This window comes from Sorangium sp. So ce1504 (assembly GCF_051521635.1).
Lineage (GTDB): Bacteria > Myxococcota_A > Polyangia > Polyangiales > Polyangiaceae > Sorangium > Sorangium cellulosum_B.
In genome coordinates, this window is record NZ_CP150365.1 from 3781353 (window position 1) to 3793996 (window position 12644).

At 69.2% G+C, this 12644-nt stretch carries 7 protein-coding genes; 2 read left to right on the top strand and 5 right to left on the bottom strand.

The window, feature by feature from the left end; genetic code table 11:
* Positions 1-8: 8 nt before the first annotated feature.
* The 5 genes from mfd to WMF39_RS14425 all read right to left on the bottom strand — a co-directional run bounded on the left by mfd (position 9) and on the right by WMF39_RS14425 (position 7195).
* Positions 9-3791 (bottom strand): transcription-repair coupling factor, encoded by a 3783-nt coding sequence (mfd, locus tag WMF39_RS14405; RefSeq protein WP_437746074.1) that lies wholly within the window; start codon positions 3789-3791, stop codon positions 9-11.
* 479 nt (positions 3792-4270) lie between these two features.
* A complete protein-coding gene (locus WMF39_RS14410; protein WP_437747978.1) occupies positions 4271-5194 on the bottom strand; it encodes a transposase in 924 nt (307 codons plus the stop codon).
* Positions 5195-5481: 287 nt separating this feature from the next.
* Positions 5482-6315 carry a hypothetical protein gene (locus WMF39_RS14415; RefSeq protein ID WP_437746075.1) on the bottom strand — a complete coding sequence of 278 codons (834 nt, stop codon included), beginning with the start codon at positions 6313-6315 and terminating at the stop codon, positions 5482-5484.
* A gap of 35 nt (positions 6316-6350) precedes the next feature.
* Positions 6351-6950: a 6-bladed beta-propeller gene (locus WMF39_RS14420; RefSeq protein WP_437746076.1), complete on the bottom strand. Its 600-nt coding sequence runs from the start codon at positions 6948-6950 to the stop codon at positions 6351-6353.
* Positions 6947-7195: a hypothetical protein gene (locus WMF39_RS14425; protein ID WP_437746077.1), complete on the bottom strand. Its 249-nt coding sequence runs from the start codon at positions 7193-7195 to the stop codon at positions 6947-6949. Before WMF39_RS14425 ends, WMF39_RS14420 begins: the two co-directional genes overlap by 4 nt.
* 287 nt (positions 7196-7482) lie before the next feature.
* Here WMF39_RS14425 and WMF39_RS14430 point away from each other — a divergent pair, with 287 nt between their 5' ends.
* On the top strand, positions 7483-8226 hold the full coding sequence (locus WMF39_RS14430) for a TetR/AcrR family transcriptional regulator (protein WP_437746078.1): 744 nt from the start codon (positions 7483-7485) through the stop codon (positions 8224-8226).
* A 280-nt stretch (positions 8227-8506) separates the two neighbouring features.
* A complete protein-coding gene (locus WMF39_RS14435; protein WP_437746079.1) occupies positions 8507-12625 on the top strand; it encodes a hypothetical protein in 4119 nt (1372 codons plus the stop codon).
* Positions 12626-12644 lie beyond the last annotated feature (19 nt).

Genomic DNA, 12644 nt, shown 5'->3' on the forward strand with positions numbered 1-12644 from the left:
CACTCACGCTACGCGAGATCACTGCCATCCTTGAGACAGCCGGCGAGCTCGCTGAGGAGCTTGTCGGTCGCCTCCAGACCGCTCGTGAAGGCTTCGCCCTCCTTGGCTCGGCGGGTGAGGCGCATGTCGGGCGAGAGTCGGTAGGGTGAGGCCTTCGGCTGGACCAGCTTGAGCACCTTGGCATGATCGAGCGGGGTGTCCTCGCGCAAGTGCAGCGTGACGCCCTTGGCGCTCGCCTCGCATGCGAGCGCCTTCAGCCGGCGCAGCTCGGTCTTGAGCCGCATGAGGTGCACGAACCGGCGCGCCTCGAGCGGAGGCGGGCCGAAGCGATCCTCCATCTCGACCGCGAGGTCCTGCACGTCCTCGGTCGAGGCGGCACCAGCGAGCCGCTTGTAGAGGGAGAGGCGTACGCCTACATCGGAAATATACTCTTCTGGCAGAAGCGCGTCGGCGTCGAAGGAGAGCTCGGTGTCGACGTCGTGGACCACGGGTTCGCCGCGCAGCTCGTGGACGGCCTCGTCGAGCATCTGGCAGAAGAGCTCGAAGCCAACCTGGGCGACGGTGCCGCTCTGCTCGGCGCCGAGGAGGTCACCGGAGCCGCGAAGCTCCAGGTCGAGCGAGGCGATCTGGAAACCGGAGCCGAGCTCGGTGTGGCGCTCGAGGGCCTCGATGCGGGCACGGGCCTCGTCGGTCATGGCGTTCGGGGGCGGGACGATGAGGTAGCAGTAAGCGCGCTCCTTGGAGCGGCCGACACGGCCGCGCAGCTGGTAGAGCTGCGAGAGGCCGAACATGTCGGCGCGGTCGATGAGGATCGTGTTGGCGCGGGGGATGTCGAGGCCGCTCTCGATGATGGCGGTGGCGCAGAGGACGTCGTAGCGCCCCTCGACGAAGTCGAGCATCGTCTGCTCGAGGTTGTGCTCGCTCATCTGGCCGTGGGCGACGCAGACGCGGGCGCTCGGGACGAGCTCGGCGAGGCGGGCGGCGCGCTCGTAGAGGCCCTCGACGCGGTTGTAGACGTAGAACACCTGGCCGCCGCGGCCGAGCTCGCGGAGGACGGCGTCGCGGAGGACGGCCTCGTCGTGGCGGGTCACCACGGTGCGGATGGCGCGGCGATCGACCGGGGGGGTCGTGATGATCGACATGTCGCGGAGGCCGGAGACCGCCATCTGGAGGGTGCGGGGGATGGGGGTGGCCGAGAGCGTGAGGACGTCGACGTTGGTCTTGAGCGCCTTGATGCGCTCCTTGTGGGTGACGCCGAAGCGCTGCTCCTCGTCGACGACGAGGAGGCCGAGCCGCTTGAAGTGGACGTCCTTGGAGAGGAGGCGGTGGGTGCCGATCACGACGTCGACGCTGCCGTCGCGGAGGCCGCGGGAGACCTCGTCCTGCTCCTGCTTGGTCTGGAAGCGGGACATGACGCGGACCTCGATGGGGTAGGAGGCCATCCGGGATCGGAAGCTGAGGTAGTGCTGCTGCGCGAGCACCGTGGTTGGGCAGAGGACGGCGACCTGCCTGCCGGCGTTCGCGGCGCGGAAGGCGGCGCGGATGGCAACCTCGGTCTTTCCGAACCCGACATCGCCGCAGACGAGGCGGTCCATCGGACGGCCGGACTCGAGGTCGGCCGTAACCTCGGTGATCGCCCGGGCCTGGTCGGGTGTCTCGTCGAAGGGGAAGGTCGCTTCGAAGGCGCGGTAATCGTCGTCCGGAGGTGGAACGGGCTCCGCCGTGGCGGCGCGGCGCTCGGCGTAGAGGCGGAGGAGCTCGTCGGCCATCTTGCGGACGCTCTTCTCGACCCGCGCCTTTGTCTTGGCGAACGTCTGCCCGCCGAGCCGGTCGAGCTTGGGGGCGCCTTCGCCGCCGCTGAATTTCTGGATCTGGTTCAGGCGGTAGACCGGGAGGTAGAGCTTGTCGCCGCCGGCGTACTCGACGGCGATGAGATCGACCGTGGTTGAGCCGACCTGCTTGTGGACGAGGCCAAGGTACCGCCCGATGCCGTGCTCTACGTGGACGACGTAGTCGCCGACGCCGAGGTTGCGGAGGTCCTCGAGGAAGGCCTGCGACGGCTTCGTGGAGGAGGCGGCGGCGCGCGCGGCGCGGCGGTGAGCGCGGGCACCGAAGATTTCCTCCTCCGTGACCAGCGCGAGCCCCTCGGCAGGAGCGATGACGCCGCGCGCAAGAGAGCCCGTGACGACGAGGGCCGTGTCGCGCGGAGAGGCGGAGCTGCTGCCATCGAAGAAAGCGGGGTCGAACGGACCGAGGTTGGCCTTCACCCGCACGTCGCGATGGCGGAGAAGGGCGACGAGGCGCTCAACCTGGGTCTGTGCGCGCGCAGCGACAAGCACTCGTAGGCCTGCTTCTTGCCATGCGACCACGCGACGAACGAGCGGGTCGAGAGCGCCGTGCTTGCCGCGTGACGCGCGAGCCGTCTTGATGGCGCGCTCGAGGTCCGACTGGTCGCGCGTCGCGAGCGACGGGGCGTCCTCAGGGACGACCTCGAAGCGCTCCAGCGAGTTCCGGTTTTCCGCAGCACCCTCAACCCCGGTGCGGTGCAGGGCAAGCACGGTACGCGCGCCGAGCCACGAGGCAACGTGTGCCTCGTCCTCGTAGAAGGAGGCCAGCGGGAAGTGCGGCTCACGGTCCTTGTTGCTCCGGTCGGCCGCAGCGCGACCGAGCTCGTTGCGCACGGCGGCGGTGACGGAGGCCGGGTCCTCAAGGAGGATGAGCGCGTCGTCGGGCAGGTACGACGTGAACGACGCGAGGTCGATGAAGGCAGGCAAGTAGCCTTCGGCCCCGAAGAAGGCGCGGCCGCTCGCGACGTCGTCGACCAGCGCGCGCGCCTTGGTTGAGGGGAAGTCGATGACGTCACACGCGGCGCGTACCCGCTGGCGGGCGCGCTCGACATTGGCAGGCGTGAGGATCGCCTCGCGCGCCGGCGGGATCCAGACCTCCTTCACCTCGGTGACCGTGCGCTGGTCGTCGGGGTTGAAGGTCTTGATCGATGCGACGATGTCTCCGTAAAAGTCGATGCGCACCGGCAGCTCGGCGGAAGGCGCCCAGACATCGAGGAGGGCGCCGCGGACGGCGAAGGTGCCGGGGTCTTCTACGAGGGGGCTGCGGACGTAGCCCGATGCACCGAGGCGGGCCGAGAGCGCGTCGCGATCCATCTCCTGCTCGGCGATGACGAGCTCGGCGTGTTCGGTGATCTCGTCCCTGGGTACGACCCTGCGGGCGAGCGCGGTGATGGGGCAGACGAGGACCGACCAGGGAAGGTCCATGCCGAGGTGGAAGAGCGTGGCGAGGCGGGTCTGGGCGCCCCGGCGGTCCGGGTTGACATCCGCGTAAGGGCTGGCCTCGTTCGGCAGGTAGAGAAGGACGCGGCCGAACGTGGTCGAGCCGGCGGCCTCGGCGTCATCGGCGTCCCGATCGACGAGCAGGAACGAGGTATCGGCCGCCAGAGCGCGGGCGCTGTCGACGTCGGGAGTCAGGGCGATGATCCGGCGCCCGGCGGCGGCCGCGACGAGGCGACGGATGACGAGGGCGCCGGCCGAGCCCGCCGAGCCTGTGACATGACGGGTGCCAGGCGGCGCCGCGGCGAGCTCTGCGGCGAGCTCACGGGGCGTGACGACCCGGCGGTCTGCCGGGAGATCGAACGACGGGAGCGGCTCGAAGTCGGCCGGCGGGCCGCTGGTAGCGGTATCGTTCGAGGCGCTGTCGTCGACGTGGCCTGAGAGCTCGGCGATCGTGGCGCTGAGCGGGGAGCTCGAGGTGGAAGTGAGGGAGCGCTCGGGGGGCATCGGCGCAGCGCGGTCTAGCATAGGCGGCGCGATTCGACCCGCGGTCTCGACCCGACCGTGGTTGGCGCCGCGCGCGGGGCACAACCCCACCGTGCTGCGGCCGGGAACGCAACCCCACCGTGCAGGGCGCTACGTGACGCGCACGCCAGCTCGGTCCCGGCCCCGAATCGCCTCTCGTCACGATGGTAATGTCGACTCTCGACTCCACTCCGCGCAGACTTTTCGACCGCTCGGACTCTGTTCACGCCGAGCCTGGCAGCCCCGAGCGAACCCGAGCTGGCGAGCCAGTACGCCTGCCGGCCAGCCGAATCGTCCGTTGTTGCGCATGAATCGAGCCTTGAAGGAGATCGAATGCTTGGTCCCGTCCTTTGCTTGCAACAACGCCGCATCCAGGCGTCGGTCGTGTTGTGCGACGGGTGAACAGAGACTCCTGGTTTCCAGTCTTAATATAATTTTGTCAACGTGTGCGGGTCCTGCGTCTATGCGGCCGCAGGCTCGCCCTCGTTGACGGTGACCCCGTGGAACACGCGCATCCACCACGTACCCGCTGGGAAAGTTACGCTGCGTACACCTGCACGCCATTGATTGATCGAATGTCGGTATGCGATGCGAAATGCTTGTACGGCCGCGATGGCGGCGTTCTTTGCGTCTGCCTGCCGGCGGCCGACTGCGAACGTTGGATTGAGATCGCGAAGTGGGTCGATGCTCGTTGCTCGCTTGTAAGGAGAAATATTCCTCGCGCGCGCAGCCCCGAGGAAGCCAAGCCTTTGTCGCTTCAGGGTAGCGTGAGCCTGTCTCTCGTGCAGATCGATCCTTCCCGTGATCTCCCGGCGAAATTTGTCGGCATTGGAATCGCTGATCGATGGTGGAAGCGTGATCGCAAGTGCTACGTCGGTTGGCCATTCGGGGCTCTGTGGATTGAAGTATATTTCAGGGCGTTGGGCGCGCAGCACGCCGCAGCCGATGTCGCCGACGAGCACCTTGGCTCCTGGCCACTCATGTGCATGCGGTACGAGACCAGCAGCGACTGGATTTGCGAGGGTGTAAGCGATCTTCTCCACCAGAGCGTCCCGTGTTGCTAGCCGTACCACGCTCGTTGCTCGATCGTCCCACACCGGCCCCTCCCACGCGCGCAAGATCTTGGTCCCGAGAGCGACAAGCCGATGGAATCTCTGCAAAAATCGTGGGAGCTCGCCGCGTGTGTCTGTGACAACGATATGAATGTGCGTGGACATCACGCAGAGGGCGTGTACGAGGATACCATAGCGGTGGGCCGAGACGGCCAGGGTATAGATCACGAGCCGTGTGATCGCGGAATCGGGGCGGAAAAGAAAATGCCTTCGCAGTACACGGCGGGTGAGAAGATACGTAGCGCCGGGGACGATCGCACGAGGCTGACTCATGCCTGACGGGTATATCAAACGCCGTGCCAGACTCGAAATCGGCCGATTTTTGAGGATTTGGGTGTTCGAGGAGGTGGCGGCCGTCATCCTCTTCGCCACCTGCGCCACCCAATGGTCAGGTCGGGGGGCAGAGCAGGGCGTGTGCGGAGCGCAACGTCAGTCGAGCGCGACGTCGCCGCGACGTCACAATGTGGCTCGGTAAACGGCGGCTGCTGCGAAGGCCATGGAGGGGATGCTGGCGATGCATCGCGGGCCGGCAACAAAACCAAAGAAAGCGCTCAACAGTTCTAAAGGTGGACCCCGCCTCCCAACGATACCCCCCACGTAGTCGCCCCTCGCTGCCCGGTCAGCCCGGACGGCGCATCCAGGTTGACGGCAACCTGGGAGCGTACGAACACCGGCTCGAATTCGACATTCGCATACAAGATTGCTGCCCATTGTGAGAAATCTCGCCCTGCGAGCGGTGCCGACTGCGCGAGCATCTGCACTCGCACTCCGGGTGTCAGCAAACCCATCCGCAAGCCCGCGTGAGCGGCGGCCACGACCGCCAGCCGAGACGGATTGGAGTTCACGGAAACGAGCACGGCTGGATCCAGCTCAGCGCCAACGATCACCGGCATGGACAGCTCCGCCCGGCTGCGGAGCAACAGCGCGATCGGGATCGCGTTCGGTGCCCACATCCAGTAATCCGCGAACCCGCGCGCGGCTGTAGCTACCGCGTAGTTGTACTCGGCCTCCGTATTCTTCGGGATGGTGCCAGGGAACGTCGTCACCGGCGGTGCAACCCCGACCCCGGCATAGATCGAGCGGTTTCGCTCCTCGAGAAGCGCCGCCTGCACGGTCACGAACGGATTCCCGAAGCGAAACGACGAGCGCCGCGCCTCGCCCTCGATCCGAAACGTAGTCCAGGCCGAGGTGACGTCCGTGGTTGCGTGCAGGCAGCTGTTCAGGCGAACGCCCGCCGCCACCTGCGGCGCGACATGAATCGTAGCCACCGTCGGGTTCTGCGGCGAGGCTGTGAAAATGCCGTACAGCGCAATATGACCGCGGCCGCCAGGTCGCGACGGAATGTCCCCCGTCGTCTGTGCCCAGCTCGGCGCCGCCTCGACCGAGGCAACCACGGTAATCGTAAGCGCGAGCCCGCGCGCTCTCCTCCTCACTTCGTCCTCCGGAACTTCTGCACGCCGCGACCCCTCAGGCTGGTGACGTAGACGCTGCCGTCGTGCCCAACGGCGATCCCGTGCCCCCAGTCGATCTCCCCGGGACCGTCCCCCGATGTGCTCCACCGGTCCACGATCTTCCCGTCGAGGCTCATCCGCAGCACATGCCCCCGAGGCCGCTCTGGATCCTGATCGCCTCCGTCTACAACGTAGATGTGCCGGTCGGGTCCGAAGGCGATCGCCCACGGTCGCCCCAACGCGGCGCTCTTCCACTGCGCCAGGTAGTGGCCGTTCGCGCTGAAGACCTGAACACGCGCGTTCTCCCGGTCCGCCACGTAGACGCGCCCCTCGTCGTCGGTGACGATGCCGTGAGGCGTGTCGAGTTGTCCCGGCCCGAAGCCCTTCTCGCCCCACTCCATGACGAACCCGCCGTCCTCGGAGAAGCGCGCGATCCGCGCATGGTTGTAGCCGTCCGCCACGTAGATATCGCCGTCCAGGCCGAAGGCCACGTTGGTGGGCCGGTCGAGCTGCTCGGGGCTCGTCGCGCACCCGATATCCGCGAGGAGTACGAGGATCCACACACCGATGCCCTTCATGGCGCCTCGCCGAGGGTCATGACCACATCCCCTTCCGCCGTCAACTTGAACACCCGGTTCTGCTCGGAGTCCGTCACCCAGACGAAGTCGTTGCGATCCACCTCGATCCCGTGTGGATAGAAGAACAGCCCCTCTCCCCACGCGTCGAGCAGCTCGCCCGTCTCTGGATCGAACACCAAGATCGTGGGTTCGCGGATCGGCGCGTCGTTCCCTGACGTGCGCCCGGCCGCATGGCTCACCAGCACGCGCCCTCGCGCGTCAACCGCCACATCAAGCGCTGGGCCGAACACCATCCCGTCAGGGACACGCGGCCACCCGTCCACGACCGCGTACGGCCCTGCAGGCGCGTCGTCCGCCGTCGGCGGTCGCGACGTGCACGCCCCCGCAAGCGCCAACCCTACCAGCCAGCGGCCCCCGCGCTGCGCCCCGAAGACCGACGTTGCGTTGCGAAGCAGCCATCCCATGACCAAGGATAACAATGTTATCCTGGTGGCGTCAACGGGCGAGGCGCGGACGTGGCAGGATGGTGGGCATGGGTGTGATGGATGCGGATGAGCCGGTGGAACGCGTGTTCATGGCGCTCTGCGAGGGACGACTGACGCGGGACGATCTGACGGCCCGCAAGATCGCCGCATTCCTGGGCCAGACGACGATGGTGCTGTATCACCACTTCGGCTCGCTCGACGGATTCCTCATTCGCGTCGATGGCCTCGGGTGGCGGCGGCTCGCGGAGCGCCTCGACGCGCGGGCGCGCGCTGGCGCCGATGCGCGGTCGCTTGCCGTCGGTTACGTCGAGTTTGCGCTGTGCCATCCGGACCTGTACTGGCTGATGGCTGAGCGCCGCTTCGACCGCGCCCGCCTGCGCGAACAGGGGCGCCTGCGGCTCGCGCGCCCTCTTTGGAGCTCATTCGTCGAGCTCTTGCGTCATCACGGTAGCAGGCGGCCGGAGGAAGATACGTACGTGCTCTTCGCGGGCCTCCATGGCATCGCGATGCTCGCGCTGAGCGGGCGCGCCAACCTGGGTGAGGTTTCGTCCAGGAGAATTCCTTCCGTCCTGGCTTTTTCTATCTTGGGTGGAGCCCCGGCTGGTACCCCACCAGGTACCCCACTCAACCCGGGTGAGGATCCCAACCTGGGTGAGGGCCCCGTCGGAGATGCGGAGGTGGCCTTCGCCGCGGCACGCCGTCTGGCGGACCTGGTGCTCCCCGCCCGTCCACCCGAGCCGCCCGCCTCCCAGGCGAGCCGCGACCGCGGCGGCCCCGGGCGCCGCGCCTGAGCCGTCCGCCCAGGCGCCTGCCGGTGCCAGGGCGCTCGCTGGACGCTCCGCGCGCGACGCACCGGCTCCTGGCACACGGCTCGCCGGCCACGAAGAAAGGGAAAGCGCGTCGACGCGCGCCTTCGCGCCGGGCGCATCCCTCGCGCGGCGCGGGGCTTGCGCTGGCGTTGTGCCAGACCGACCCCAGCACATCGCGCCCGTTCGCCGGACAGGCCTCGCAATGTCGGGGAAATCGGCACGTCCTGCGAACTCGCGGCATCTATCTCCTTTCGGAGGTGTTATGCGCGCGCGACGCACGGTCGCTTGGTTGCTCAGCGGGGGGCTCCTCACCGCCGGCGCCGGTTGTGGCAGCGACGAACCGGAGGCGCTCGGCGCAGCTCGGCTCGCGGCCGTCGCGAGCGCCGACCGCACCGTGCACGCGGTCGATGCGCTCGGCGCTCAGCACCAGGCCGCGATCGCCGCCAACGCCGACGCGAGCATCCTCGTCGCGACCTACACCGATCCGCGCGGCGCCCGCGCGAATCCGATCAGCCTGTCCGGCGTTGCGCGCTCCGCCGACGGCGGGAGATCCTTCGCCGAGGTCCTCGGCCCAAGCGGCGCGGGGGCGCTGCTCTCGGTCGCCGGCGGCCAGGTGCTCGGCGCCCCGCGCGTCGTCCACGATCCGACCCGCGACGTGTTCGTCAGCTCCTCCACCTACGTTCGCCCCGCCGATGGCCTCCAGGGCCTCTGCCTCCATGCCTCGAACCCCGGCAGCAGCACGGCCGGCTCCTCATGGTCCGCACCGGTCGAGGTGACCCCCGCCTTCGTCGCGGGGGAGAGCGCCGAGCAGGCCTCCATCGACGTCAACGCGGCGACCGGGCGCCTCTCCGTTGCCTGGGTTCAGCGCGGCGGAGCGTCTCCGAGGATCCTCTACAGCCACTCCGACGATCTCGGCCAGACCTGGTCGCCCGCGGCCACGATCGCGCAGGCGCCCGCCGGTGGCGATCTCGACGGGCCGAGCGCGCGCATCCTCCCGGGGGCGACCGACAGGGACTCGGTCGTCTATGCTGTCTTTCGCGCCATCGAGCCGGGGACCTCGCTGCGCAACGTCGGTTGCCGCCGGTCGATCGACGGAGGCGTCACCTGGGAGCCGCTCACCCTCCTCGACGAGGCCAGCTACCCCACGGAAGACCAGATCCTCGGCGTCGACGACGGAAGGAGCGCCCCGTCGATCGACGTCGACCAGGCCACGCGGCAGGTCTACGTCGTCTACCAGCGGAGCGGCGCCCACGGCACAGGGGACATCGCCCTGCGCTCCTTCACAGAGCAGTGCACCGCAGGCCCCGCCGTCCTCCTCAACAGCAATCCAGGGCGCGATCGGGCCCAGTTCTTCCCCTTCGTGGCCGTCGACCGGACGACCGGCACCGCGCACGTCGTCTACTACGACCAGGATGTCGACAGCTCGGGCGACCTGACCGAGATCGTCCACACCGCGTCGAGCGATCAAGGCGCCTCCTTCAGCCCGCCTGCGCCGATCTCGGACCACCCCTTTCACGCGGGCCACGGTAACGACGCCTCCCGGCAGAACCTCGGCGACCGCATCGGCGGCGTCGCGCTCGCCGGTGAGCTCTACAGCGTCTTCAGCATGACGGCCACCCCGCCGCGGTTCGACGAGGGGCAGCCGTCGTCGACCTCCCTGATCGCGCCCAACGTCCACCTCGACGTCCTCGACGAGCTCGCCAGCGTCCCGCCGCTGCGCGCGGCCGGCGCCCGGATCGCGGACACCGCGTGCGGCGCCCTCGCGAACGAGCGCGTCGATCCGGGGGAGCTCGTCGACGTCGGCGTCTACCTCGAGAACCACCTCGCCAACCCGATCTCCGGCAGGACGACCGTCTCCCGGATCACCGCCGCGCTGTCCACGGAGACGCCCTCCGTGACCATCGTGAGGGCGAGCGCGCTCTACCCGGATATCGAGCCGCTCCGCACGGTCGCGAGCGACGCGCCATTCGTCCTCAGGACGGGCCGGGACTTCGTTCCTGGCGCGCCGATCGATCTGACGCTCACGGTGAGCTCGGCTCAGGGCACGGTCGAGCTGCCGATCCAGCTCGAGACGGGCTCGCCGGGCGCCGCGGAGGTCCTCCTCCGCGAGGACTTCGACGCAGCGAGCGCGCCAGCGCTGCCCTCCGGCTGGCAGTCGGTGCGCGCCGGCGGGACGGCCTCCGCCTCGCCGTGGACCGTCGCGCAGACGCTGACGCCCGGAAACAACGTGGCATTTCACGACGAGGAGGCGGCGACGTCGCTCGTCGCGCTGGTGTCGCCCGCCGTGACGATCCCGGAGAGCTCCGGGAACTCCCACGTCACGCTCGACTTCGATCTCACCTACGAGCTGGAGGACGATCCGCAAAAGCTCATCCAGGCGTTCGACGGTCTGACGCTGCGCGTGGAGGATCTCACGGCCGGCGCCGTGCCCCGGGCGGTGCTCGCGGAGGCGTTCGCCGAGCGGATCGTCACCGGCGGGAGCCACCACTTCCCAAAGCACCTTCCAGCCCGCGACGACCCGGACTACCTGGAGGATAACGCGGTATGGTCCGGCAGCTCCAGCGGGAGCAAGCGCGTGTCGATCCGCTTCCCTGGCGCGGGGATGCGGGGGCGGACCGTGAGGCTCCGCTTCGACTACACGCAGGACGACAGCCGGGTCTGCACGGATATCGGGCGCCCCGGGCCGTGCGGCGTCGCGGTCGACAACATCGTGTTCGCGGCGGTGCCGGTCGTGTCCGGGGCCTGCGGGGCGGATCTGGCCATCACCCAGACGGCCGCGCCGGATCCTGTATCGCCGGGCGCGCAGCTCACGATGACGATCGACGTCGCCAACGAGGGGCCGGGCGATGCGAGCGACGTCGTCGTGTCGTCCGTGCTGCCCGCCGGGGCGAGCCTCGTCAGCGCCTCGGGGACCGGCTGGACGTGCGACCTGGCCGGCGGAGAGCTCGTGTGCCGGCGCGCCTCGCTCGCCGCACGGGAGAGCTCGTCCATCGCGGTCACCATGGTCGCGCCCACGCTCCCGCCGCCCACGGTCGACGAGGAGATCGAGAGCACGGCGAAGGTGAGCTCGAGCGAGCACGATCCGGCGCCGGAAAACAACGAGAGCGGCGTGCGCATCGACGTCTCCGTGCCAGCGCGCCTGATCGGCTATCTCACGGTCCTCGGCGAGCGCATCGCCGGCGAGGATCTCGCCTATACGGCGCTCATCAGCAACACGGGTGGGCGCGTGCAGCCCGACAATGCAGGGTTCGAGTTCGTGGACGTGCTCCCGCCCGAGCTCCTGCTGGAAGGCGCGTTCGCGGACAAGGGCGCGGTCTCGGCCGATCCCGCCACCAACACGGTGGGCTGGAATGGCGAGGTCGAGCCGGGGGAGTGGGTGGTGCTCACGATGGAAGCGATCCTGCGTCCCCTGACCGATGGACTCGTCGTCACGAACCAGGGCACGCTCTTCTTCGACGCGGACTCCGACGGCGTCAACGAGTCGAGCGCGATGACCGACGAGCCCCTGTTCGCCGGCGCGGCCGATCCGACGGTGCTCACGGTGAGGCCCGCCGTCTGCGGCGATGGCGAGCTCGGGCTCGGCGAGCAGTGCGACGACGGCAACCTGCGCAACGGGGATTGCTGCTCGGCTCTGTGCACCGCCGAGCCGCCGACCACGATCTGTCGCATCGCGACCTCGCTGTGCGATCCCGGGGAGTATTGCGACGGCGCAGGGAGCTGTCCCTCGGACGTGAGCCTGCCGGACGGCGCCAGCTGCGATGATTTCGATGTCTGCAATGGCAGCGAGGTCTGCTTCCAGGGACTCTGTCTGAGCGACATCCCGCTCTACTGCGACGACGGGGATCCGACGACCACGGACGAATGCCATCCCTTCTTTGGCTGCCGGAACACGCCGAACAGCGCCACCGCGGGAGGGGGCGGTGGCGGCGACGACGGAGGGACTGCAGCAGGCGTGGGCGGCGGCGGCGCAGTGGGCGGCAGCGGCGCAAGCGGCGGCGGCGCAGTGGGCGGCGGCGGCGCAGGCGGCAGCGGCGCAAGCGGCGGCGGCGCAGGCGGCGGCGGCGACGCCGGAGGACCGGCCCAGGGCGCCGGAGGCAGGGGCGACGGCGCCGGCGGCGATTGCTCCACCGATGCCGGCGGGGCGGGCGGCACAGGGGTCGGCGGTGGCCGAGATGCGGCGGGTGGGGGTGGGGAAGGGGGAGGGGGCCAATCCGAGGGAGGAGCGCCCCCGGGCCACTGCTGCTGTTTGGGCGTCAGCTGCGCGTATGCCGTCATCGGCGGTGAGACCGGGCACGCGTCAGGAGCGGCTCGCGCGCTCGCGCTGTGCGGCGTCTTCGTGGCGCTCGGCAGCGCGCGCCGCGCCCGCCGCCGTCGCTGCTGACGGCGGCGCCTGCGCGCCC

What these genes read in the sequence shown, in the direction of transcription:
- WMF39_RS14430 (WP_437746078.1), top strand. Translation starts at nt 7,483, where the DNA reads ATGGGTGTGATGGATGCGGATGAGCCGGTGGAACGCGTGTTCATGGCG.
- mfd (WP_437746074.1), bottom strand. Translation starts at nt 3,791, where the DNA reads ATGCCCCCCGAGCGCTCCCTCACTTCCACCTCGAGCTCCCCGCTCAGC.
- WMF39_RS14435 (WP_437746079.1), top strand. Translation starts at nt 8,507, where the DNA reads ATGCGCGCGCGACGCACGGTCGCTTGGTTGCTCAGCGGGGGGCTCCTC.
- WMF39_RS14420 (WP_437746076.1), bottom strand. Translation starts at nt 6,950, where the DNA reads ATGAAGGGCATCGGTGTGTGGATCCTCGTACTCCTCGCGGATATCGGG.
- WMF39_RS14410 (WP_437747978.1), bottom strand. Translation starts at nt 5,194, where the DNA reads ATGAGTCAGCCTCGTGCGATCGTCCCCGGCGCTACGTATCTTCTCACC.